Genomic DNA, 20,799 nt, shown 5'->3' with positions numbered 1-20,799 from the left:
GCGATCCTACTTGGCAGCCTTTGCGGCCTTGGCGGCAAGAGCCGCCTGGGCGGCCGCGAGACGGGCGATCGGCACCCGGTAGGGCGAGCACGACACGTAGTCGAGGCCGACGTCCTGGCAGAACGCCACCGAGGCCGGGTCGCCGCCGTGCTCGCCGCAGATGCCGAGCTTGATGTCGGGACGAACCGCCCGGCCGCGCTCCACGCCGATGCGCACGAGTTCGCCGACGCCTTCCTGATCGATGCTGATGAACGGATCCGCCGCCAGGATGCCCTTCTGCGTGTAGGCGCCAAGGAAGGTCGCGGCATCGTCGCGGGAGATGCCGAGGGCGGTCTGCGTCAGGTCGTTGGTGCCGAAGGAGAAGAACTCCGCCGTCTCGGCGATGTCGCCGGCCCGGAGCGCGGCCCGAGGCAGCTCGATCATCGTGCCGACCTGGTAATCAACCGTGCCGCCCGTTTCGGCAGCGACGGCCTTCGCCATGGCATCGATGCGCGCCTTGACGATGTCGAACTCCATCTTGGTGAAGACGAGCGGCACCATCACCTCGGGAGTGACGGGCGCGCCGGTCTCCTTGGCGGCCTGGACGGCAGCCTCGAAGATCGCCCGGGCCTGCATCTCGGCGATCTCCGGGAAGGCGATGGCGAGGCGGCAGCCACGGAAACCGAGCATCGGATTGAACTCGTGCAGCTCCGTCATGCGGCGGCGCAGCTTGTCCTCCGAGACGCCGGTGCTCGTGGCGACGTCGCGGACCTCCTCGTCGGTATGCGGCAGGAATTCGTGCAGCGGCGGATCCAGGAGGCGGATCGTGACGGGCAGGCCCGACATGATCGTGAACAGCTCGACGAAGTCCTGGCGCTGGTAGGGCAGGATCTTGGCGAGCGCCGCGCGGCGGCCCTCCACGTCGTCGGCGAGGATCATCTCGCGCACGGCGACGATGCGGTCACCCTCGAAGAACATGTGCTCGGTGCGGCACAGGCCGATGCCCTCGGCGCCGAAGTTGCGGGCGGCGCGCGCGTCGGTCGGGGTGTCCGCGTTGGTGCGGACCTTCATGGTACGCACCTTGTCGGCCCAGCCCATGAGGGTGGCGAACTCGCCCGACAGGGACGGCTCCAGCATCGCCACCTCGCCGAGGAGCACCTGGCCCGTCGAGCCGTCTATGGTGATCTTGTCGCCGGCCTTCAGGGTGGTCCCGGCGACCGAGAGGGTGCCGGCCTTGTAGTCCACGCGGATCGAGCCGACGCCGGAGACGCAGGGCTTTCCCATGCCGCGGGCCACCACGGCCGCGTGGCTGGTCATGCCGCCGCGGGTGGTGAGGATGCCCTCGGAGGCGTGCATGCCGTGGATGTCCTCCGGAGAGGTCTCCACGCGCACCAGGATACACTTGCGCTCGGCCTTGCGAGCGGCCTCGGCATCCTCGGAGTTGAAGACGATCTCGCCGGTGGCGGCGCCCGGCGAGGCCGGCAGGCCGGCGGCGATGACCTTGCGCTCGGCCTTCGGGTCGATGGTCGGGTGCAGGAGCTGATCGAGGGCGGCGGGCTCGACGCGGCCGATGGCCTCCTCCTCGGTGATCAGGCCTTCCGCGGCCAGATCGACGGCGATCCGCAGGGCCGCCTTGGCGGTGCGCTTGCCGTTGCGGGTCTGGAGCATCCAGAGCTTCCCGCTCTCGATGGTGAACTCCATGTCCTGCATGTCGCGGTAGTGGTTCTCGAGGAGGCCGTAGATCCGCACCAGCTCCGCATAGGAGTCGGGCATGGCCAGCTCCATCGACGGACGGTCGGACTTCGCCTCGATGCGGGCCTTCTCGGTGATGTCCTGCGGGGTGCGGATGCCCGCCACCACGTCCTCGCCCTGGGCGTTGATCAGGAACTCGCCGTAGAGGGCGCGCTCACCGGTGGACGGGTTGCGGGTGAAGGCGACGCCGGTGGCCGAGGTGTCGCCCATGTTGCCGAACACCATGGCCTGGACGTTGACGGCCGTGCCCCAGCTCTCCGGAATGCTGTTCAGCTCGCGGTACTTCTTCGCGCGCGGAATCATCCAGGAATCGAACACCGCGCCGATGGCGCCCCAGAGCTGGTCCTCGGGCGCCTGCGGGAAGTCGGCGCCGTGCTCGGCCTTCACGATGGCCTTGTACTTGCCGACGAGGTGCTTCCAGTCCTCGGCCCCGAGCTCGGTGTCGAGGCTGACGCCCTTGCCTTCCTTGTAGTGCTCCAGCGCCTCCTCGAAGGCGTGGTGCTCCACGCCGAGGACGACGTTCGAGTACATGGTGATGAAGCGGCGGTAGGAATCGTAGGCGAAGCGCGGGTCGCCGGCGCCCTGCGCCAGGGCCTCGACCGTGACGTCGTTGAGGCCGAGGTTGAGCACGGTGTCCATCATGCCCGGCATCGAGGCGCGGGCGCCCGAGCGGACCGAGACGAGGAGCGGGTTCTCCGGATCGCCGAAGCCGCGTCCGGTGAGCGCGCCGACGGCGTCCAGGGCGGCCTTGACCTGGCTCTTCAGCTCGTCCGGATATTGCTGTCCGTGGTCGTAATAGTAGGTGCAGACTTCGGTCGTGATGGTGAAACCGGGTGGTACCGGAAGACCGAGATTCGACATCTCCGCGAGGTTCGCGCCCTTCCCGCCCAGGAGGTTGCGCATGGACGACTGGCCCTCGGCCTTGCCGTCACCGAAGGAGTAGACCCACTTGCCCATCTGTATCCGTCCGCTTGCAGGAGTGAACACTGCCCCATGCCTAACACGGCGGGTTGGACCATCTTCTGCTGCAACGCAAGATGAACGGCTTCTCCAGGCGGGCACCGCGTGACGCTTCGGGCCTGCTGTAACGGAGCCGTTGCCGGATCAGCCGAGCGCGCGGAAGACGCCGAGGCCGATCAGGCCGACCAGGATGAGGTAGATCGCCACGATGAAGTTCAGCAGCCGCGGGACGATCAGGATCAGCACGCCGGCGGCCAGGGCGATAACGGGCTGAAGACTGGAGATCGTGATGGTCATGGGGCGCGCTCCGGCACGGCTTTAGAACTTGTCGGCACCGCGTGGCGGCTCAGAGGCGGTGTCAGACGCGGTACTTGCCGTTGCGCCTGACCAGGACCTGCGTGCCCACGGGCACCCGCTCGTAGAGGTCGACGATGTCCTCGTTGAGCATCCGCACGCAACCGGACGACATCTGCTCGCCGATGCTCCAGGGCTCGTTGGTGCCGTGGATGCGGAAGAGGATGTCGCGGTTGCCCTGGTAGAGGTAGAGGGCGCGGGCGCCGAGGGGATTGTCGACGCCGCCCTTGCGGGTGCGCGGCAGGTCCGGGTTGAGGGAGACCATCGTGGTGGTGGGGCTCCAGTCGGGCCAGACACCCTTGCGTCCGACCCGGGCCTGGCCCTTCCAGGAGAAGCCGAGCTTGCCCACGCCGACGCCGTACTGCACCGCCGTCCCGTCCTCTTGCACCAGGGCGAGCTGCCGGTTGTCGATGTCGACGACGATCGTGCCGGGCTTCTCCGGACCGGTGTAGCGCACCACCTGCCGGCGATACTTCGGATCGAGCCGGGACTTGTCGACCAGGGGGACGTCGTAGGGCTTGTCCGGCATCGTGCCGGTGTACCAGGCCGCTTCGTCGTCCTGGGCCAGGTTCACGGGGCCACGGGACTGACATGCCGCGAGGGGCGCGATCAGGATCAGGCCGAGGATGAGGCGGCGGGACGGCATGGACAGCTCCACGTTTCGACGCGTCGGAGGACGGCTCTGTCCCCTGACTACCGCTCCCGGGGCGCCGACGTTGTGTCATTCCCGCCGCAGGTAAGCAGTTGCGTGCTCGAGCAGCCCTGCGGCGGAGGCGTCCGAGATCGGATGATGACGGCGGGACGAGCCGGGCTGCGCCCCGCGCATTGCATCGCGCGAACGGGACTTCCATGATGGCTCCGGGCCGCCATGGGCTCCGGAGTACGGGTGACGATGGTCGAAACGCAGGTGCTTTCCGAGATCGATGCGGGCGCCCCTCTGGCCGACCTCGCCCCCGCCGTCCATCTTGACCACTGCGTCATCCACGTCACGGACTGGGAGCGCTCGAACGCGTTCTATCGTGACGTGATGGGGGCCGAGATCATCTCCCGCGGGTCGGCCTTCGTCTATCGCTTCGGCGGCGTCCAGCTGAACGTGCACGGGCCGGGGGTGAACGCGACGCCGCTGGCGCGGATCCCCGTGCAGCCGGGGAACAGCGATCTGTGCTTTCGCTGGTCGGGCACGATCGAGCAGGCCGCCGACCACCTCGCGTCGCTGGGCGTGACGATCGAGCTCGGACCCGTGGAGCGCAACGGTGCCGCCGGCGCCGGGGTGAGCCTCTACTTCCGAGATCCTGACGGCTCCCTGATGGAGTTCATCACCTACCCGGCCTCCCCGTAGGCACGCGGCTTGGCCTTCGCCCTCAGCCCCGGCTCTGGGCGAGCTGCTGGTTGGTCTGTTCGAGGCGGAGCGCCAGTTCGCGCATCACCGCGATGGCGATGGGCGGGAACTGCGCCAGAAGTTCCAGGAAGACCGTCCGATCGATGCGCAGGGCCATGGCCGGATCGACGGCGGCGACGGTCGCCGAGCGCGGCTGGTCGGCGAGGATGCCCATCTCCCCCACGAGGGCGTTCGCGCCCAGCAGCGCCAGGCGAAAAGGACCTTGCGGTCCGTCGATGGAGACCTCCGCCGAACCTTCCAGGAGAAGATAGGCCGCATCGGCCGCGTCGCCCCGAGCGAAGAGCTGCTGGCCGGCCTCGAAATGCACGCGCTCGCTGGTGAAGGCGAGAAGCTTCAGGCGCGACGGCTCGACACCGCGGAACAGGGGCACCTGGCGAAGGGACGAAACCTCTGTCTCGAGGGTCATTGAGTCGGGCTCCCGTGACGCGACGTCCCTCCCGGTCCGGCACGATCCTGGCGCATCCAATGCGGGTCGGCGCCCCTTTGTCCAGACCCCGACGGCCCGCGGGCTGCGGCGCCCCCAGCGGAAGCGATCAGCCTGGGCCTCAGCCCGTCAGAACAGCCTCCACATCTAACGGTTAAGCTTAAATTAATCGCCAATCCTCGGGGCCTGGACTGCTCGCTCAGCGATCAGATGAGGAACCATCGATATTGGCAAAGGTTGTCTTGGCAGTGAACGCAAAGCTGAGGAGGCGCTGATGGCATCAGGAAATTCCACCTCGAAGCGAGGTTTCGCATCGATGGACCTCGAACGGCAGCGGGAAATCGCGAGCAAGGGCGGCCGCAGCGTGCCGGCCGAGAAGCGCTCGTTCTCGCAAGATCGCGAGCTGGCCTCGAATGCGGGCCGCAAGGGCGGTCAGTCGAGCGGCTCCGGCCGTCCCGGCGACGAGTAGCACCCGTCTCGGCGCGTGGCCCTCAAGGGCTACGCGCCTTTTTCGTACCTTCTGAATCTACGAAAACGCCCCGTTCGAGCAGAACGGGGCGTTTTCGTATGTCTCAATTGTTCGATCGGTCTCGGTCAGGTCATGCAACGGCCCGGCACCATACGACGGGCCTCCGGACCGGCCAGGGAACTGATGGCCCGCTCGCAGCCTTCCTGGAGCGGCTTGCGCAGCCGGAGCAGCTCCCTGTCGCTGGCCGTCCTCCCCAGAGCGGGAGCAACCGGCTCGGAACGCGGTGCCGCACTCGGAACGGACGCGAGATACACCTGGCCAACCGTTGCCGGAATGTCGCGGATTTCGGGATTTTCTTGCTGCGCAAGCGAAGCGACCGGTTTGGTTGCGGGCGCCCACTGATCGGCCGCCAGGCGGATCGTCGGATGGATCAGCAACGTCAGTACGGCGGCCGGTCCACTCACGCTGAGAAAGAAGCCAGACCGAGACATTGTCTTAATCTCCGCGCAGAGCTTGACAGGTTGTCAGCTCAACGCAGACCGGAAACAACGGTTCCTTAACCCTTTTGATCTGGATATCCAGTCCTTAAGGCGATGCGTCGCATTCTCTGGATTGCCGAGGCCATGGCCCCGGGCCTCTCGGATCCCGTGGCGAATTTGCATCGGCACAGGAAAAAAGCGCTCGCCGAGATGCCGGATCGGAACCGCTCCGGGCGCTGGTTGTTGTTCCTGCACCCGGCCGCCTGGTCCTCCCCCGCATTCCCCTTGTGCATAGGCCGGAACCTTTCAACGGGTCGGAGCAAATCCGACCCGTTTTTTTGTGCCGCTTTTCCGGGCGGCGGTGGCTCGTGAAGGTGGCGTGAAAAAACCCCGGCCGCTGGACCGGGGTTCGTTTGGTCGCTCGTAAGCCGATCCTCGCAGGCGGCCAATACGCGCTTGGCGGACGATCAGGCCGATTTGGCCTCGCGCCGCCGCGCGCTCTGCTGGAAGAACAGCGCCTGGCTGATCACCGCCGAGACGTTGGCGGGCTGGAAAGGCTTGGCGATGAGGAAGGCCGGCTCGGGCCGCTCGCCGGTGAGGAAGCGCTCGGGATAAGCTGTGATGAAGATCACCGGAACCTCGAAGGTCTTCAGGAGGTCGTTCACCGCGTCGAGCCCGGAGCTGCCATCGGCGAGCTGGATGTCGGCCAGGATCAGGCCCGGGCGCGTGCCGCCGGAGGCGATCTTGATCGCTTCGGTGCGGGTGCGTGCGACGCCGATCACATTGTGGCCCAGGCCTTCCACGAGCGCTTCGAGATCCATCGCGATCAGCGGCTCGTCCTCGATGATGAGGATCTCGGTCGCCATGTCGGCGGCGAGCTCGCGTCCGGCTTCGTCCACGAGGTCGCGGACCTGGCTGACGTCGACGTCGAGGATGATCGCGGCATCCTCCTCGGAGAAGCCCTCGAGGCAGGAGAGCAGGAAGGCCTGGCGCGGCAGGGGCGTGATCTGACCGAGGCGGACTTCCGCCGGCAGATCGTGCTGAACCTGCTCGCTCTGGCCGTTCACCGAGAGCGAGTTCCAGATGCGGGTGAAGACGCGGAACAGGTCGGCCTTTACGTTGGAGCTGCGGCCGAGTGTCTCCGGCTCGTTCACGAGTGTTTCCAGCGTGGCTGCCACGTAGGCGTCGCCAGCAACCTGGCTGCCGGTCAGCGCCCGCGCATAACGGCGCAGGTACGGCAGATGCTGAACGACGAGTTGAGCTGTCGACATTATATCCCCTTGGCTTTGCCGTTCTATCGGGCGCCTCCGCCACAACGCGGAATGCAGGGCTCCGTTCCGCTGAGCGGGAACCGATTGTTCACACCAGCGTTGCAGGTGCAGCCATGGCCTATGTGAAGCCGCAAAACAATCGCGGGGATGTCGCTTGTCGACATCCAAGGGGACCGACGTATGGACGAAAACGGACCGGGTGCCGGCCCCTCACCCGAGGGTGCCGACCCGAAGACAGGCGACGCTTTGCCCGGGCAGGGCCTGAGTGATCATACTCAGAAGCGAATCGGGCTTCACCTGCGGGCCATGTACGACACCATCGTGCAACAACCGGTGCCGGATCGATTCCGCGATCTCATTGCCAAACTCGACGCCTCGGCCACCAATTCCGAGCCCTCGAGCTGAGGCGGTTCCCGTCGCACCTGCATTCCCTCCCTGGGCCGCATAGGTCCGTGGCGGCGCCTCCGCCCGCATCGAAAAAGGGCCGCTCTTCGTGAGCGGCCCTTTTCATGTCTTCAAACGTCCGGCGCGCTTGCGTCGAGGGACGTCAGAGCGTCGGCGAACGACCGCGCATCAGGCCGATCACGGCCGAGATGGCGAACAGGACGATCGCGACGAAGAACACGAGCTTCGCGGCTTCCATCGCCGTACCGGCAATTCCACCAAAACCAAGCAGCGCCGCGACGAGGGCGACGACCAGGAACGTAACGGCCCATCCGAGCATGTGACTCTACCCTTCATCAAGTACGGTGCAGCATCGGCTGCGACCTCATGACAGCATAACGCCAAGTTAGCGGGACGGTTCCTGGGTTCGTCACAGGTTCGCCACGTTTTCCCCGGGCGATGGACGGCACGTTTCACTCAGTTCTTCGATGGCGCCCCTGGGCAGAAACCGGGATCGGCGTCACAGAGCGTTGCGGCGGACGACGCGTCGCCAGACGAGACCGGCTAGGGCGAGGGCGAGGCCGTACTGCGCGAAGCCGTTCTCCGCGAGATCGCCGATCGGTCCGTGCATCTGAAGCAGAAGGCGCGTCAGTCCATTCAGGACGATCACGGTACCACAGAACAACGCTGACGCGGCTAGGATAGCGATGAAATCGGGCATGGCGGCGTATCCGGTTGACCCGGACACCTCCACGCAAAGCGTGCGCCAGAGCCCCGATCCCTCACGAAAGCGGGCTTCCGCCTCCCGGCCGTACGGCGGGGCTGAACGCGCGCGTCAGGGGCGGCGCGACGCCGCCGGCTTCGGACGGGTACCCGTCGTCGCCGGGGTCGGTGCGGCGGCCGGCTGGGCCGCGGGCGGGCGCGGCGTTTCCACGACGAGGCGTTTCACCGGCCAGCCGTCGGCCCAACGCTCCATGTCGCTGAAGCGCGGGTTGGCTTTCAAGCCCGCGGCGTCTGTTCCACCGAAAGCCGCAGCCGCGGCGAGGTCGAAGGTCTTCCAATAGGCGAGATAGTCGAGGCTGTCGGCGCGGGAATTGTTGATCTGGGAGACCAGGGTGGTTTGCTCGCCGGTGAGGGCCATGTCGGGCGACCACTTGAAGGGCGGTGCCGGCTGCTTCGGGTCGCGGGGCGGCTCTGGCGGCAGCTTGATTGCCGATCCGTCATAGGCGGCATCCACGCCGGCCGGCGACGTCAGCGTCGCGGCTAGGGCGGGAAACCCATGGTCGTCCGAGAGGGCGCGCACGAACAGCTTGCGCTCGCTCGGCACGCCGCTGGCCTCCCGCAGAAGGCGTCGCCCCGCCAGGTCGGCAGCCCGCGCGTCCCGGTCGCCGATGACGGTGATGACCAGAGTCTCGGGCGCGATCCGGCCGAGATCGTGCAGGACGATCCCACGGGCACGTGCGTCGCTGGCGATACCGCCGGGCATGATCGCGAAGACGAGACGCGGGATCGGTAGGCCCTGCTCGGCCGCGTCGGCGGCGAGGTTGGCGGCGATCGGTGCGCCGGCGAGGTGCCCGATGACTGCGACCCGCTTTGGGTCGGGCTTGGCGTCGGCATCGCTCGCCAGGTCGGACAGCGTCGACTTGAGGATGCGCTCGGCGATCGCGCTCGCCTCCGACGGGCGCGTCCGGTTGAGGTCCTGAAAGCGCGGAAAGATGACGAGCGAGCCGGTTCGGGCAAGGTGGTCGATCCAGCTGCCGTAGGCCTGCGGATTGGGGGCGCCCCAAGCGTGAAGGAAGACGACGACCGGGCGGCCCTCGGCCGGTGCGGCGCCCGCCTTGTGGAAGACGAAGCTGCCGGAGCCGGCCTTGCCGAGGCCGCGCTTCACGACGGTCGCGGCGCGATCGCCGACCCCGCCGGGCCCTTCCGCGGGCTGGCTCGGCGGGGCGGCGGCGATGGCTGGAACGACCGCCGCCATCAGCGCGGCGAGGCCCAGAGCGGCAACGCCGAGGCTCAGTGTGAAACGCATGGACAGTCCGATGACGCGGCCCGTGAGCTTCGAAGGCCAGTCCTCGCGAAGCACGGATCGAATGTGGGCCGAACCATACGGTAATCCGACGCGTCTGAGTGCGGTATTCCCGCCGCACTGGGCCGGCGGAATGTGGGATTCAGCGCTTGAACTGGCCGCGCCGCTCGTCGATCATTGCCGCAAGTCGCATCAGATCGTTGGGCTGCGTTGCGTCGGTAACCGCTCGATAGACGTCGCGAAGACTGCTTCCGAGTGTCGCGAGCATCCGATCTTCGGGCAAGCCGGTCAGGGACGACCACGCTTCATCCAAACGCTGGGCACGGACCGATGGGGCAAAGTTCATCGTCGGCTTTCGGGCCATCGCGCGGCCTCTCGATTGCGTGAACCCGGACAACGGTCAAGCGCCCCGATGTTTCCACTGATCTATGATAATTTCAGGTTCCGCGCAGAGGGGAGCCGATGACGTCCGGCCCGGAGGCTACGTCGTCGGGGCGTCCGGCGGCCTCCTCGACCCAGGCCAGGATATCCGCGGCGCGCCAGGGCTTTGGAATGAACGTGGCCGAGACGCGCAGGTCGCTGGGCTGGTCCCCGGCATCCCCGGAGGTCAGAAGGACCCGAACACGCGGCCAGGTGACGCCGATGATCCGGGCCAGTTCGAAGCCCCCGATCGGCCCCGGTGTGCGGACATCCGAGAAGACGACGCTGACCTCATCGCCCCGATCATTGAGGATCGCCAGGGCGCGTTCGGCCGTCTCGGCCTCGATCACCCGGAAACCGGTCTCTTCGAGAAGCTCGGCCGCGAGGAACCGCTCATCTGGCTCGTCCTCGACGACGAGGATCACGGGACGTGCGTCAGATGGGGTCACTGCACTCATGGGTCCGGTACGCTCTTCGGGCCAGAACGGCGGGCCAAGTGCAATCTTGCGCCACGGAGGCGCGAAGCTGTCAATGTGGCGGAACCGACCAATAGCCCCGAAGGAACGCCGCGCAGGCCCGTTGTGCTTTCAGTGCCACGCTTTCGCGAGGTTTTTAGCCAACACCATGAGATTTGAGAAAGGCTAGGGCCCGCGCCCAACCGTCCTTCGCATCGCCTTCACGGTAGCTCGGCCGGTAATCCGCATGAAATCCATGCGGCGCGTCCGGATACACGACGAGTTCCACCGACTTGCCAGCGGCCCTGGCCTTGTCCCGCGCCGCTTCCACGGCCGGGACCGGGATGCCGGTATCCGCGCCACCGTACAGGCACAGGAGCGGTGCGTTGATATCCGCCGCCAGATCCGTGGCCGTGCGAGGCTGGATCTCGGTGCGCTCACCGCCGACGGGTCCGTACCACGCGACACCCGCCTTGAGGTCCTTCCGGTGGGCGGCGTAGAGCCAGACGCCACGGCCGCCGCGGCACCAGCCCATCGTTCCGATCCGTGACGGATCCCCATGCGAGGCCGAGACCGCCCAGCCCGCGGCGGCATCCAGGTCGGCGATCCATTGGGCGTCCGGAGTCTTCGAGATGACATCGCGAATGATCACCTTCGCGTCCGTCATGGTCGAAAGATCGCCCTGGCGGGCATAGAGCTCGGGAGCGACCGCACAGTAGCCGACCTTAGCGAGCCGGCGGCAGATATCCTTGATGTAGTCGTGAACGCCGAAGATCTCTTCGATGATGAGGATGACCGGAAACGGCCCCTCTCCCTTCGGCATGGCCCGGTATCCGGGCATCGGGCCATCGGCGGCGGGGATCTTCACTTCACCGGCTTCGATTTCCTCGGCGTCGGTCCTGATGACCTGGGCCTCGACGGAACTCGTCGCGAGGGTCAGCCCCGTCATCAGGCTCGTCATGACGAAACCGCGCCGGGAAAAGGGCGGTGTCAGGAGTCCGTCGAGGCCCTCGAGCGGCATGGTGTCAGCGCGATGATCCGACGTGTTCGACATGGTGTTCCCGGGGCGAACTGGGAGAAGCGATCGCGGGGGACGAAGACATCCTGGATCGCAACCGGGAAGTTAGGGCTCGGCGCCGCGCCGAACAGTCTCAGAGGGCCACGCGCTGGCGTGCCGCTCCGCCCGTCCGCGGATCGGCCGGCGAGCCTGCGCGCCGCGTCGCCGACCGGGCCTCGCCGGCCGGGTTGCGCTTCCGGGCCACCCCTGAACTCGCCGGCTTCGGCCGAACGAGATCGCCCAGGGTCACGAAGCCCGCGTCGCCCCGTCGCGTCCCGGCGCCGGTGACCACCCCGAAGGCGATCGCGAAGGACTGCGAGAGGCCGGAATCCATCTCGACCCCGAATGCCGCCACAGCGGCGAGGAACGCTTCCCGGAAGCTGCGCGGTGTGCACCAGCTTTTCTCGGCCAGATGCATCGGCCATTCCCAGAGGTCGCCCCGCCGCTGGGAAACCATGTCACGCGCGATGAAATAGCCGGTCTCGCGATGCACGAGGCCGTCGGCGGCGACGCACCAGTCGGCGTTCTCGAACAGGATCGCCATCGGCTGGCACCCGTGGTCGGGAGACAGGTCGTCGAGAGGCAGATCGTCCAGAGGCGAGTCGTCCAAGGGCAGGTCGAACATGATGTCCCCTCTTCGCCAGCTTCGGAGCCGCCGCGTGGCCGTCCCGAAATGGATCAGAACATTGAGGGAACAGTGGGGATAAATCGATCGAGCGTCAAGGGTTTGTTCTTGGTGTGTTCGATCGGAGCAAAGGCAGCCCTAGCGCGGCGTCCGCTCGAACAGCGCATGCTCCACCCGATCGCCGGCATGGATCCGAAGACGCGCGGCCGTTCCGGCGTTCAGCTCCAGCACGGAGAGAACCGGCTCGTTCGAAGGGATCACCTTGGTGGAGAGCGGCTCGGTATCGGCGGCGATCTTGGCGATGGTGCCGTCGGCCCGGATGAACAGCATGTCGAGCGGCAGGTAGGTGTTCTTCATCCACATGGCCACGGGCGCCGAGGCCTGGAAGTCGAACAGCATGCCGTGGTCGGGCGCCATGGTGCGCCGGTACATCAATCCGCGCGAGCGGTCGGCATCGGTGCGCATCACCTCGACGGCGAAGACGTGCCGCCCCTGGCGGCCGACGATGCTCAGCGGCTCGGTCGGCCCGGAGGCCGTATCCTGCGCCGTCGCGTGGCCGAGGAGCAGCCCGAACAAGGCGAGGGCGAGGAGCGCGCGAATCCCGTCGCGCCAATCGATCAAACGTCGCGTGACCACCGGACCATCCGTCAGTGTGAGGCGGGCAGTGCACCGTCGAGGAGCCGAACTTCGGCGGCCATCTTGCCCTTGGAACCATCGCCGTAGCGGACGAGAACGGTCTCGCCCGGCTTGAGTTCGGCGATTCCGTAACGGCGGAGCGTCTCCATGTGAACGAAGATATCCGGCGTCCCGTCGCCGCGGCTGAGGAATCCGAAGCCGCGCAGGCGGTTGAACCACTTCACCACGGCGGTTTCGAGGCCGCTGGTCGGCGTGACGGTGACGTGGGTGCGCGGCAGGGGCAGTTCGGAGGGATGGAGCGCGGTGGACTGATCGAGGGAGATGACCCGGAAGGCCTGCCAGCCGCGGGGCCGCTCCGTGGCCTCCACCACCACGCGGGCTCCCTCGCTAGCGCTCTGATGCCCGTCCCGACGCAGGCAGGTGATGTGGAGGAGCACGTCGGCCGAGCCGTCGTCCGGCACGATGAAGCCGAAGCCCTTCGCCACATCGAACCATTTGATCCGGCCCGATACCTCCGTGAGGTCGAGCGGGCGCTGCGCCTCGGCGCCCTGGCCCTCGACGGCGCGGGTGTCGTCCTGCTCTCCCGACGAACGCTGCCCGAAGGGGCCTGAACCGAACTCGTCAGACATGTAAGCAACCCACACCGAATCACGTCTCGCGACCCGCACCAGAGATTAACAAAGTCATGACTCGGCGGAAGCCCGTTTGGCGATCCTCGTTGGACTTCGATGCCGCATTGTTCGGCAGGGCGGTGCGGGGGCAACAGCAGACCCCCGACGATCGCGCCCCAAGCTCGCGCTGAGCTTCAGTATTTTTGGGCTCGGATCGTCGGCGATCAAAATTTGTTAGCCAAGGGCGCGGAAAAGCTGCGAAGTCTGTCATCGACCCTGGACCGTCGCAACGGCTCGGGATCGATGCTAGGGCCTGCGCGATGATGCGCCCGCCCCCCTCCTCCGCTGCACCCCGCTTCCGGTACGCGGCCCTCGATGTCACGCGCGGCATCGCCCTCGTGGCCATGGCGCTCTACCATGCCACCTGGGATCTCGGGGCGGTGCGTCTCACGCCCGAAAACTATGCGCTGACGCCGTCGGGCCGTCTCGCCGCACACGGCATCGCCGGAAGCTTCCTGCTCCTCGTCGGGATCGGGCTCGTGCTGATGAACGGCGAGCGCTTCGCGGCGCGGCCGTTCGTTCTGCGGCTGGCGCGGATCACCGGTGCAGCGCTGCTCGTGACCGTCGCGACGGTCGTCACCGATCCGTCCAGTTACATCTTCTTCGGAATCCTGCACTGCATCGCCGTATCGAGCGTGCTGGCGCTGCCCTTCGTGCGGGTCCTGCCGCGCTGGGCTTCGGTTCTCGCCGCGGCGCTCGTTCTGGCAGGGCCGCACCTGATCTCGGGCGGGATCCTCGATGCGCCGATGCTGTCCTTCCTGGGACTCGGGCGCGCCATGCCGCAGACCAACGACTACGTACCGCTGTTTCCCTGGTTCGGACTGGTTCTCGCCGGTGTCGCGACGGCCCTGTACGGCCTGGCCGCCGTCCGCCGCTCGCGGCTCGCGACCTGGACGCCCACCGGCCGCCTTGCGCGGGGGCTGGCTTGGGCCGGGCGCCACAGCCTGGCGATCTACCTGATCCACCAGCCGATCCTGATGGGACTTTTCCTGGGGCTGGTGACCGTGACGGGCCCGCACCCGCAGGCGGGAGTGGCCGAATTCCGGGCGCTCTACGTGCGCAACTGCGTCGCGACGGGGGGCGAGACACAGGCCTGCACCCGCGCGGCGGCCTGCGTCTCCGATGCGTTCCGCCGGGAAAACCTCTGGGCGGACCGGCCGCGCAGCTTCACCGCCGAGGAGCGCCTGCGGGCCCAGGGCCTGTCGCAGGGCTGTTACGAGGCAGCGGAGGGAACGGCGCCGGCTCCGTGAATCCGGCTCGCGATCCTCCGGTGCGGTCAGTCCTTGGCGCGCTCCACGTAGGAGCCGTCCTCGGTCATGATCACCACGCGGGTGCCGACGGCGATGTGCGGCGGCACGGCGGTACGAACGCCGTTGGAGAGGATCGCGGGCTTGTAGGACGAGGAGGCCGTCTGGCCCTTCATCGCCGGCTCGGTCTCGGTGACTTCGAGGACGACGCGCTGCGGCAGATCGAGGGTCAGCGCCACGCCGTTATGAGTCGAAACCATCACGGCCATGCCTTCCTGAAGGTACGGGGCGGCATTGCCGACGACGTCCTTGGGGATCGCGACCTGATCGTAGTTCTCGGGGTTCATGAAGTGGAAGCCCTCGCCGTCCTCGTAGAGGAAGGTGTGCTCCCGGTCCTCGACGAAGGCGCGCTCGACCGATTCGGTGGTGCGGTAGCGCTCGGACACCTTCACGCCATCGGTGATGCGGCGCATGTCGAGCTGGGTCACCGGGGTGCCCTTGCCGGGGTGGATGTTCTCGACCGTCAGGATGACGTAGAGCTTGCCATCCTTGTCGACGACGTTGCCCTTGCGGAGCGTAGAGGCGATCACCTTCACGGGGTCTGGTCCTGCTGTGTTCGTTGAGAAAAACGACTCGGCACCCCGACGCGGATCTCTCCGCGGGAGCGACATCTTGGCTCCGCCACTAACCTATCCGCGCCACCGTTGCCAGTCGCTCCGCGAGACGCCACTCCCGAGACGTCGATTCCAGGTCTGAAGCAGGTCGCAAAGCTCGCCGCATGAACACCCCCTCCCCCTGGTGGGCGCCCCATCGCCACGCCGACCGACGGCCAGCCCTGATGGTGCGCAACCGCATCGTCGCGGCCTTCCGAGCGCATTTCGCGGCGGCCGACTTCGTCGAGGTCGAGGCGGCCGCGCTGCAGGTCTCGCCCGGCAACGAGGCCCATCTCTCGGCCTTCGCCACCGAGGCCCTGGGTCCGGACGGCGCGCGGCAGGCGCTCTACCTCCACACCTCGCCGGAATTCGCCTGCAAGAAGCTCCTGGCCGCCGGCGAGCCGCGCCTCGTCAGCTTCGCCCGCGTCTACCGCAACCGCGAGCGGGGGCCCCTGCACCACCCGGAATTCACCATGCTCGAATGGTACCGGGCCGGGGCCGACTACACCGCGCTGATGCGCGACGGGGCCGAGCTCCTGGCGCTCGCCGCGGAGACGGCGGGTGTCCCGACACTGCGCCATCGCGGTCGCACGGCCGATCCCTTCGCGAAGCCCGAGCGGGTGACCGTGGCGGAGGCCTTCGCCGCGCGTGCTGGCATCGACCTCCTCGCCACCATCGATGCCGACGGCACCACCGACCGTGCGGCGCTCGCGGCGGCCGTGTCCGGGGCCGGGCTCCGGGTCGCCGCTGACGACACCTGGGCCGACCTGTTCAGCCGGGTCCTGGTGGCGCGGATCGAGCCGCATCTCGGGCTCGGGCGCCCGACGATCCTGTGCGAGTACCCCGTGAGCGAAGCCGCCCTGGCCCGGCCGAGCCCGCGCGACCCGCGCGTGGCCGAGCGCTTCGAGCTCTATGCCTGCGGCGTCGAACTCGCCAATGCCTTCGGCGAGCTCACGGACGCCGAGGAGCAACGCCGGCGCTTCACGCTCGAGATGGTTGAGAAGGCGCGCGTCTACGGCGAGTCCTATCCCATCGACGAGGATTTCCTCCACGCCCTGGCGATCATGCCGGAGGCGAGCGGAATCGCCCTCGGCCTCGACCGCCTCGTCATGCTGGCGACCGATGCCCGCCACATCGAGGATGTGCTCTGGACGCCGGTGGTGGGGCCGGCGCGATGAGTCCGTCCCTGCGTCGGCCGGCCGACCTCGCCCGCGTCGGGCTCGTTGCCCCCGCCGACCTTCCGGCCCTGGAGGCCGTGGCGGCCCGCTATGCCGTCTCCGTCACCGCCGACATGGCCGAGCTGATTGATCCGCACGATCCGGCGGACCCGATCGCCCGGCAGTTCCTGCCCCGGGCCGAGGAATTGCAGACGCAGGATCAGGAGGCGGCCGACCCCATCGGCGACGGGGCCCACAGCCCCCTGCCCGGCCTGGTCCATCGCTACCCGGACCGGGTGCTCCTGAAGCCGCTGCATGTCTGTCCGGTCTATTGCCGCTTCTGCTTCCGGCGCGAAATGGTCGGGCCGGAGGGCCTCGGGACCCTGGGTGAGGCCGATCTTGCCCGGGCCCTCGCCTACATCGCCGAACGGCCCGAGATCTGGGAGGTCGTGGTCACCGGGGGCGACCCCTTCGCCCTGGCGCCGCGCCGGCTGGCCCAGATCGCCGCCGCCCTCGCGGCGATCCCGCACGTGCGGGTGTTGCGCATCCACACCCGGGTTCCGGTGGTGGACCCCGGCTCGGTCGGCGCGGAGCTCATCGAGGCCCTGAAGCGATTCGAGGGGGCGGTGTTCGTCGCGCTGCATGCCAATCACCCGCGCGAGTTCACCCCGGCGGCCTGCGCGGCCGTGGCGCGCCTCGTCGATGCCGGCATCCCGATGGTGAGCCAGACGGTGCTGCTCGCCGGGATCAACGACGATCCGGAGACCCTGGCCCTGCTGATGCGGCGCTTCGTCGAGAACCGGATCAAGCCCTACTACCTGCATCACGGCGACCTCGCACCCGGGACCAGCCACCTGCGCACGGATCTCGGCGCGGGCCGCGACCTCGTCCGGGCCCTGCGCGGACGCCTCTCGGGTCTCGCCCAGCCCCTCTACGTGCTCGACATCCCGGGCGGGCACGGCAAGGTCCCGGCCGGGCCCGATTATCTCGCCGAAGCCGGCGCCGGATGGCGGGTGACCGACCCGCAGGGAGCCGTCCACGACTATCCGCCCAAGGCGTGCGAGCCGTGAAGCGGCAGGTGCGTTGACACGCCTCCGGCGCCAAGCTTTTGATGCGAAAGCGGTGTCGTGGGACGGTCCGGCCAGATCCGGGTGCAGCCCATTTTGAAAGTCTTCGGGGAGCCGGATGGGTGTGTTTCAGGAGTTCGTCGGGCGCTTCTCCCAGACCATGGGCGCCTATCTGGGCGACCGGGCGCTGATGGAAGCGGCGGTCTCGGCCTCGGCCAACGTCATCCTGGCGGATTACGAGATCGACGAGGAGGAGATCGAGGTCGCGCTCGCCGGCATGCGGTCCAATCCGATCCTCGAGCGCGGCTACGACACCCTCAAGCTGGAGGCCGAGCTGTTCGAGGGGATCGCCCGCGCCCGTACCCGCGCCGGCCGCGCCGAGAACCTGCACTTCGTCGCCGCCATCGCGGAGCGCGAGATCGCCCAGCGCACCAGCGTGTTCCTGATCGCCGCGGACGTCGCCGACCAAGCCGGAATCAGCGAGCCGGAGCACGCGGCCCTGGCCGAGATCGCTGCGGCGCTCGGCGTGGACAAGGACGCCTTGCTCGGCTCCGTCCGGAAGGCCTGAGGTTCAGTCGGCGACGCGGCTGGCCACCAGGGCGGCGTCCTTCTCCACCTGGCGCTCGAAGCGACGCGGCAGCAGGTTGGAGCGGTCCATCCGGCGCAGGCCCAGGACCATCAGGACGAGGGCGATTCCAGCGAAGGGCGCCCCGACGATGAGCGCCGCCAGGATCTCGGATCCGATCAGGGCGGCGATGCCCTTCACCAGCGCCACGAACAGCATCACCAGGGCGGCGACCACGAGGGTGAGCGCGGTGCCGAACCGGGCGACGAGGCCGAGGATCGCGCGGATGTTCCCGTCCGTCTCGCGCCGCATCAGCTCAAGTTCCTGGCCGACGAGGTCGCCGCCATGGCGCAGGCCCTCGCTGATCAGGCGGCCAAGGCTCGGCGTCGGTCGTGCCATCGGGATGGTCCTCCTCGTTGGGGGTAGGCGCCCCGGCGAGACGGGACCCTGATGGCCACAACCGTGGCGGTTCGATCCCGTTCCAACGGAACGAGGCCGACCTAGGCCGCCTCGCCGGCCTGCACCTCGGCGATGGCCTGGGCGATCGCGTCGATCAGCCTGGTGTCCTCGCCCGCCATGGCGTCCATCGAGGCCATGCGGCCGACGACGGTGGCGGCGATGCTCTCCTCCACCGTGCCCTCGGCGAGGGCGTAGTAGATCGTCGCCTGCTGTCCGTCCCGGTGGCAGCGGCCCTCGATCTGCGTCAGCTGGATCGCGCTGTGGCGCAGGTCGTGGACGATGAGCGCGCGCGGCTTCTCGCCCCCCGGCAACTCGTGGGCATGCAGGGAGATCGATTCCGTCACGGTGAAGACGACGGCGTCGAGCCCACCGGTCTGGAAGGCGAGCCGCACGGCCTCGTTCGCCTCGCCCGACTGCGTGCCCGTGATCGCGTCGGCCCGCCAGCCCGCCGCCTGCATCGCCTCGACCAGCGCGGAAGCCGTCTCCAGGAAGGCCACCGAGATCGCCACTGCGTGGCCGTCCTCCATCAGGAGGTCGGCAAAGGCCGTGGTGCCCGAGACCCGGAGCAGACTCGCCTTCTGGCGGAATCGCAGGTCCGCCGCCCAGCCGGCCGGCTTGCGGGTGCTGCCGCCGAGGAGGCCCCATTCCCGGCGGAACTCGCGCCAGGTCGCGTCGTAGAGGCGGCGTTCGGACGGCGTGAGGGCGACCGCGCTCAGGGCGCGCTGCACCTCGGGCCACCCGGCGATGTCGCCGGGGCGCCGGCGCAGGCCGATCGCCCCCTCCCCCTTGAACAGCAGGTCGGCCATCACCGTGCAGTCGCGCGGGTTCGCGTCCCAGGACCAGTTGGTCCAGCGGCCCTTGGCCCGGCCGATCCCGAGGTGCTGCATCAGACCTCGGAAGTCCGCCAGGGTCGCTGTGGGCTGGCCCGCGGCCTCACCCAGCAGGCGCCCGAGATAGGAGAGCTCGTGCGGGGCCTGGCCGGCGGTGGCGCTGAGATAGATCGTGAAGGCGGCCGCCTCCGCGATCTGCCGGCAGACGAGGCTCTGCTGGGCGTACGGGTTCCGGATCCGGTGGCTCTCGTCGAAGACCACCAGGGACCAGGTCCGCTTCGGTGTGCCATGCCGGGCGAGCGCATTGTTCTTTGCCCGGGTCGAGCGCCGGTTGCTGGCGGGAGGCGGCGCCATCAGCGCCTTGGTGCGCTCGTAATTGATGAGCGTCACCGCCTTCTCGCCGAGATGCGCCAAGGCGATCGTGCGCCGCCACTGGGGCATCGCGCCCTTGGGACAGACGATGAGGACATCGCGCTCGGGCATGGCCGCGACCGCGCTCCAGACCGACAGGGTCTTGCCGAGGCCGGTCGTGTCGCCGAGCAGAAATCCTGTCCGGCCGGCAGCACGTGCAGCCAGGATCGCGTCGCGCGCCGAACGCTGATGCGGGCGCGGAACCAGGTGTTCACTGGCAACCATCAGGCGACCGGTCCGCGGATGCGATCCGAGCCGGATTTTTTTCTCTTCTCGGCTGCGAAAGCAGGCTCGCGAAGTCTTGGCACAGCCCTCACCATCTTTTGAAAAACTCGGAACTGTTCAGGTTGTGCTTTTGTTAAGGGGTCATCTCGGCGCGCCGTCGGGCGCCTCACCCGGAGACATCGATGCCGACGATCCCGTTCTCCGCAGCCACGCGCACTGTCGCCGCTCCCGTTTTCGGACTGATGATGCTCACGCTTCCGGCGTGCGCTCAGAGCGCCGATGGCGGCCTGTTCGACCTGCTCTTTGCGCCCGCACGGCCGGCGCAGCAAGCCGCGCCCGCGCCGGTGGCCGATCCTGGCTTCGACTATCAGCAGGCCCGTCGCTCGATCCGAAAGGCCACGCGCCAGCGTCCGAAGATCCGCTACGCCGCGCTTCCCAAATCCGAGCCCCTGCAGATCAAGGTCACGGACCGCCAGACCCCGCTCGACATGAAGGCCGGCCCCGCGGCCGCCTTCATGAAGGACGAGACCCTCCGCCCCGGGGATATCGTGGTGATGAAGGACGGCGCGAAGGTCTTCACCGGGCGGCCCGACGACCGGCACACCGTTCGCGACTTCGAGAGCGTCGGGCGCTCCGACTTCGTCGATCGGCGCACCCGCAACCAGCTCGCCGCGATGATGCTGCCGATCGGCGCTCTTCCAGCGGATCAGGCCCGCAAGATGATGGCGCAAGCGCGCAAGGTGATGCCCGCGAGCGTCGACCAGTCCGTGAAGACGGAATTGACGGCGATGCGCGTCATCAACCCCTGGAAGACCAACCCGTAG

Annotated in this window: 26 protein-coding genes; 8 read left to right on the top strand and 18 right to left on the bottom strand. The window is 68.1% G+C overall.

Features of this window, described 5'->3' with window-relative positions:
* Positions 1-6 precede the first annotated feature (6 nt).
* The 3 genes from ppdK to ASG63_RS01565 form a co-directional block, all read right to left on the bottom strand.
* The gene (ppdK, locus tag ASG63_RS01570) at positions 7-2,688 is read right to left on the bottom strand and encodes a pyruvate, phosphate dikinase (RefSeq protein ID WP_056211340.1); all 2,682 of its coding nucleotides are present in this window, start codon (positions 2,686-2,688) and stop codon (positions 7-9) included.
* Positions 2,689-2,835: 147 nt separating this feature from the next.
* Positions 2,836-2,988 (bottom strand): DUF3096 domain-containing protein, encoded by a 153-nt coding sequence (locus ASG63_RS23905; RefSeq protein WP_082487738.1) that lies wholly within the window; start codon positions 2,986-2,988, stop codon positions 2,836-2,838.
* A 61-nt stretch (positions 2,989-3,049) separates the two neighbouring features.
* Positions 3,050-3,691, bottom strand: a complete 642-nt coding sequence (locus ASG63_RS01565) for a L,D-transpeptidase (RefSeq protein ID WP_056211338.1) — start codon at positions 3,689-3,691, stop codon at positions 3,050-3,052.
* 246 nt (positions 3,692-3,937) lie between these two features.
* On the opposite strand from ASG63_RS01565, the gene ASG63_RS01560 reads away from it, so the two are divergent.
* A complete protein-coding gene (locus tag ASG63_RS01560; RefSeq protein WP_056211336.1) occupies positions 3,938-4,384 on the top strand; it encodes a VOC family protein in 447 nt (148 codons plus the stop codon).
* 22 nt (positions 4,385-4,406) lie between these two features.
* On the opposite strand, the gene ASG63_RS01555 is transcribed toward ASG63_RS01560, so the two are convergent.
* On the bottom strand, positions 4,407-4,850 hold the full coding sequence (locus tag ASG63_RS01555) for a cyclic nucleotide-binding domain-containing protein (protein ID WP_056211334.1): 444 nt from the start codon (positions 4,848-4,850) through the stop codon (positions 4,407-4,409).
* Positions 4,851-5,142: 292 nt separating this feature from the next.
* Here ASG63_RS01555 and ASG63_RS01550 point away from each other — a divergent pair, with 292 nt between their 5' ends.
* Positions 5,143-5,337: a general stress protein gene (locus ASG63_RS01550; RefSeq protein WP_055953126.1), complete on the top strand. Its 195-nt coding sequence runs from the start codon at positions 5,143-5,145 to the stop codon at positions 5,335-5,337.
* Positions 5,338-5,462: 125 nt separating this feature from the next.
* On the opposite strand, the gene ASG63_RS01545 is transcribed toward ASG63_RS01550, so the two are convergent.
* Entirely contained in the window at positions 5,463-5,828 is a 366-nt protein-coding gene (locus tag ASG63_RS01545; RefSeq protein ID WP_056211332.1) for a hypothetical protein, read from the bottom strand.
* A 455-nt stretch (positions 5,829-6,283) separates the two neighbouring features.
* Positions 6,284-7,087: a response regulator gene (locus ASG63_RS01540; protein WP_055953119.1), complete on the bottom strand. Its 804-nt coding sequence runs from the start codon at positions 7,085-7,087 to the stop codon at positions 6,284-6,286.
* Between the two features lie 180 nt (positions 7,088-7,267).
* On the opposite strand from ASG63_RS01540, the gene ASG63_RS01535 reads away from it, so the two are divergent.
* On the top strand, positions 7,268-7,492 hold the full coding sequence (locus ASG63_RS01535) for a NepR family anti-sigma factor (protein WP_056211330.1): 225 nt from the start codon (positions 7,268-7,270) through the stop codon (positions 7,490-7,492).
* 142 nt (positions 7,493-7,634) lie between these two features.
* Here ASG63_RS01535 and ASG63_RS23900 read toward each other — a convergent pair whose 3' ends face one another.
* The 9 genes from ASG63_RS23900 to ASG63_RS01495 all read right to left on the bottom strand — a co-directional run bounded on the left by ASG63_RS23900 (position 7,635) and on the right by ASG63_RS01495 (position 13,319).
* Complete coding sequence (locus ASG63_RS23900) at positions 7,635-7,811, bottom strand: DUF1328 domain-containing protein (protein WP_003599466.1); 177 nt, start codon at positions 7,809-7,811, stop codon at positions 7,635-7,637.
* A gap of 180 nt (positions 7,812-7,991) precedes the next feature.
* The gene (locus ASG63_RS01530; protein WP_056211328.1) at positions 7,992-8,192 is read right to left on the bottom strand and encodes a hypothetical protein; all 201 of its coding nucleotides are present in this window, start codon (positions 8,190-8,192) and stop codon (positions 7,992-7,994) included.
* A 114-nt stretch (positions 8,193-8,306) separates the two neighbouring features.
* The gene (locus tag ASG63_RS01525; RefSeq protein WP_056211486.1) at positions 8,307-9,500 is read right to left on the bottom strand and encodes a poly(ethylene terephthalate) hydrolase family protein; all 1,194 of its coding nucleotides are present in this window, start codon (positions 9,498-9,500) and stop codon (positions 8,307-8,309) included.
* A gap of 139 nt (positions 9,501-9,639) precedes the next feature.
* Positions 9,640-9,843 (bottom strand): hypothetical protein, encoded by a 204-nt coding sequence (locus ASG63_RS01520; RefSeq protein ID WP_156394037.1) that lies wholly within the window; start codon positions 9,841-9,843, stop codon positions 9,640-9,642.
* Between the two features lie 91 nt (positions 9,844-9,934).
* Positions 9,935-10,375 carry a response regulator gene (locus ASG63_RS01515; protein ID WP_056211325.1) on the bottom strand — a complete coding sequence of 147 codons (441 nt, stop codon included), beginning with the start codon at positions 10,373-10,375 and terminating at the stop codon, positions 9,935-9,937.
* A gap of 154 nt (positions 10,376-10,529) precedes the next feature.
* Positions 10,530-11,393: a dienelactone hydrolase family protein gene (locus ASG63_RS01510; RefSeq protein ID WP_056211485.1), complete on the bottom strand. Its 864-nt coding sequence runs from the start codon at positions 11,391-11,393 to the stop codon at positions 10,530-10,532.
* A gap of 130 nt (positions 11,394-11,523) precedes the next feature.
* The gene (locus ASG63_RS25885; RefSeq protein ID WP_200957516.1) at positions 11,524-12,054 is read right to left on the bottom strand and encodes a hypothetical protein; all 531 of its coding nucleotides are present in this window, start codon (positions 12,052-12,054) and stop codon (positions 11,524-11,526) included.
* A gap of 138 nt (positions 12,055-12,192) precedes the next feature.
* On the bottom strand, positions 12,193-12,690 hold the full coding sequence (locus ASG63_RS01500) for a DUF192 domain-containing protein (protein WP_443189761.1): 498 nt from the start codon (positions 12,688-12,690) through the stop codon (positions 12,193-12,195).
* Between the two features lie 11 nt (positions 12,691-12,701).
* Positions 12,702-13,319 (bottom strand): cold-shock protein, encoded by a 618-nt coding sequence (locus tag ASG63_RS01495; RefSeq protein ID WP_056211323.1) that lies wholly within the window; start codon positions 13,317-13,319, stop codon positions 12,702-12,704.
* Between the two features lie 302 nt (positions 13,320-13,621).
* On the opposite strand from ASG63_RS01495, the gene ASG63_RS01490 reads away from it, so the two are divergent.
* Entirely contained in the window at positions 13,622-14,611 is a 990-nt protein-coding gene (locus ASG63_RS01490) for a DUF1624 domain-containing protein (protein ID WP_156389521.1), read from the top strand.
* A gap of 26 nt (positions 14,612-14,637) precedes the next feature.
* On the opposite strand, the gene efp is transcribed toward ASG63_RS01490, so the two are convergent.
* Positions 14,638-15,204, bottom strand: coding sequence for an elongation factor P (gene efp / locus ASG63_RS01485; RefSeq protein WP_056211320.1), 567 nt, complete (start codon positions 15,202-15,204; stop codon positions 14,638-14,640).
* A gap of 182 nt (positions 15,205-15,386) precedes the next feature.
* Between efp and epmA the strand changes: the two genes are divergently transcribed.
* The 3 genes from epmA (at position 15,387) to ASG63_RS01470 (ending at position 18,053) form a co-directional block, all read left to right on the top strand.
* Positions 15,387-16,439 (top strand): EF-P lysine aminoacylase EpmA, encoded by a 1,053-nt coding sequence (gene epmA / locus ASG63_RS01480; RefSeq protein ID WP_056211318.1) that lies wholly within the window; start codon positions 15,387-15,389, stop codon positions 16,437-16,439.
* The gene (locus ASG63_RS01475; RefSeq protein ID WP_056211316.1) at positions 16,436-17,488 is read left to right on the top strand and encodes a lysine-2,3-aminomutase-like protein; all 1,053 of its coding nucleotides are present in this window, start codon (positions 16,436-16,438) and stop codon (positions 17,486-17,488) included. The genes epmA and ASG63_RS01475 overlap by 4 nt, the downstream gene beginning before the upstream one ends.
* Before the next feature lie 115 nt (positions 17,489-17,603).
* Positions 17,604-18,053, top strand: coding sequence for a hypothetical protein (locus tag ASG63_RS01470; RefSeq protein WP_056211314.1), 450 nt, complete (start codon positions 17,604-17,606; stop codon positions 18,051-18,053).
* Between the two features lie 3 nt (positions 18,054-18,056).
* Here the strand turns inward: ASG63_RS01470 and ASG63_RS23895 are convergent, their stop codons facing one another.
* Entirely contained in the window at positions 18,057-18,449 is a 393-nt protein-coding gene (locus ASG63_RS23895) for a phage holin family protein (RefSeq protein ID WP_082487734.1), read from the bottom strand.
* A gap of 101 nt (positions 18,450-18,550) precedes the next feature.
* Entirely contained in the window at positions 18,551-19,975 is a 1,425-nt protein-coding gene (locus ASG63_RS01460; protein WP_056211312.1) for a DEAD/DEAH box helicase family protein, read from the bottom strand.
* 182 nt (positions 19,976-20,157) lie between these two features.
* Between ASG63_RS01460 and ASG63_RS01455 the strand changes: the two genes are divergently transcribed.
* Positions 20,158-20,799 (top strand): hypothetical protein, encoded by a 642-nt coding sequence (locus ASG63_RS01455; protein ID WP_244479781.1) that lies wholly within the window; start codon positions 20,158-20,160, stop codon positions 20,797-20,799.

It is taken from the genome of Methylobacterium sp. Leaf94 (assembly GCF_001426045.1).
Lineage (GTDB): Bacteria > Pseudomonadota > Alphaproteobacteria > Rhizobiales > Beijerinckiaceae > Methylobacterium.
This window is presented reverse-complemented; position numbering and strand designations above follow the sequence as displayed.

What these genes read in the sequence shown, in the direction of transcription:
- ppdK (WP_056211340.1), bottom strand. Translation starts at nt 2,688, where the DNA reads ATGGGCAAGTGGGTCTACTCCTTCGGTGACGGCAAGGCCGAGGGCCAG.
- ASG63_RS23905 (WP_082487738.1), bottom strand. Translation starts at nt 2,988, where the DNA reads ATGACCATCACGATCTCCAGTCTTCAGCCCGTTATCGCCCTGGCCGCC.
- ASG63_RS01565 (WP_056211338.1), bottom strand. Translation starts at nt 3,691, where the DNA reads ATGCCGTCCCGCCGCCTCATCCTCGGCCTGATCCTGATCGCGCCCCTC.
- ASG63_RS01560 (WP_056211336.1), top strand. Translation starts at nt 3,938, where the DNA reads ATGGTCGAAACGCAGGTGCTTTCCGAGATCGATGCGGGCGCCCCTCTG.
- ASG63_RS01555 (WP_056211334.1), bottom strand. Translation starts at nt 4,850, where the DNA reads ATGACCCTCGAGACAGAGGTTTCGTCCCTTCGCCAGGTGCCCCTGTTC.
- ASG63_RS01550 (WP_055953126.1), top strand. Translation starts at nt 5,143, where the DNA reads ATGGCATCAGGAAATTCCACCTCGAAGCGAGGTTTCGCATCGATGGAC.
- ASG63_RS01545 (WP_056211332.1), bottom strand. Translation starts at nt 5,828, where the DNA reads ATGTCTCGGTCTGGCTTCTTTCTCAGCGTGAGTGGACCGGCCGCCGTA.
- ASG63_RS01540 (WP_055953119.1), bottom strand. Translation starts at nt 7,087, where the DNA reads ATGTCGACAGCTCAACTCGTCGTTCAGCATCTGCCGTACCTGCGCCGT.
- ASG63_RS01535 (WP_056211330.1), top strand. Translation starts at nt 7,268, where the DNA reads ATGGACGAAAACGGACCGGGTGCCGGCCCCTCACCCGAGGGTGCCGAC.
- ASG63_RS23900 (WP_003599466.1), bottom strand. Translation starts at nt 7,811, where the DNA reads ATGCTCGGATGGGCCGTTACGTTCCTGGTCGTCGCCCTCGTCGCGGCG.
- ASG63_RS01530 (WP_056211328.1), bottom strand. Translation starts at nt 8,192, where the DNA reads ATGCCCGATTTCATCGCTATCCTAGCCGCGTCAGCGTTGTTCTGTGGT.
- ASG63_RS01525 (WP_056211486.1), bottom strand. Translation starts at nt 9,500, where the DNA reads ATGCGTTTCACACTGAGCCTCGGCGTTGCCGCTCTGGGCCTCGCCGCG.
- ASG63_RS01520 (WP_156394037.1), bottom strand. Translation starts at nt 9,843, where the DNA reads ATGAACTTTGCCCCATCGGTCCGTGCCCAGCGTTTGGATGAAGCGTGG.
- ASG63_RS01515 (WP_056211325.1), bottom strand. Translation starts at nt 10,375, where the DNA reads ATGAGTGCAGTGACCCCATCTGACGCACGTCCCGTGATCCTCGTCGTC.
- ASG63_RS01510 (WP_056211485.1), bottom strand. Translation starts at nt 11,393, where the DNA reads ATGCCGCTCGAGGGCCTCGACGGACTCCTGACACCGCCCTTTTCCCGG.
- ASG63_RS25885 (WP_200957516.1), bottom strand. Translation starts at nt 12,054, where the DNA reads ATGTTCGACCTGCCCTTGGACGACTCGCCTCTGGACGATCTGCCTCTC.
- ASG63_RS01495 (WP_056211323.1), bottom strand. Translation starts at nt 13,319, where the DNA reads ATGTCTGACGAGTTCGGTTCAGGCCCCTTCGGGCAGCGTTCGTCGGGA.
- ASG63_RS01490 (WP_156389521.1), top strand. Translation starts at nt 13,622, where the DNA reads ATGATGCGCCCGCCCCCCTCCTCCGCTGCACCCCGCTTCCGGTACGCG.
- epmA (WP_056211318.1), top strand. Translation starts at nt 15,387, where the DNA reads ATGAACACCCCCTCCCCCTGGTGGGCGCCCCATCGCCACGCCGACCGA.
- ASG63_RS01475 (WP_056211316.1), top strand. Translation starts at nt 16,436, where the DNA reads ATGAGTCCGTCCCTGCGTCGGCCGGCCGACCTCGCCCGCGTCGGGCTC.
- ASG63_RS01470 (WP_056211314.1), top strand. Translation starts at nt 17,604, where the DNA reads ATGGGTGTGTTTCAGGAGTTCGTCGGGCGCTTCTCCCAGACCATGGGC.
- ASG63_RS23895 (WP_082487734.1), bottom strand. Translation starts at nt 18,449, where the DNA reads ATGGCACGACCGACGCCGAGCCTTGGCCGCCTGATCAGCGAGGGCCTG.
- ASG63_RS01460 (WP_056211312.1), bottom strand. Translation starts at nt 19,975, where the DNA reads ATGGTTGCCAGTGAACACCTGGTTCCGCGCCCGCATCAGCGTTCGGCG.
- ASG63_RS01455 (WP_244479781.1), top strand. Translation starts at nt 20,158, where the DNA reads ATGCCGACGATCCCGTTCTCCGCAGCCACGCGCACTGTCGCCGCTCCC.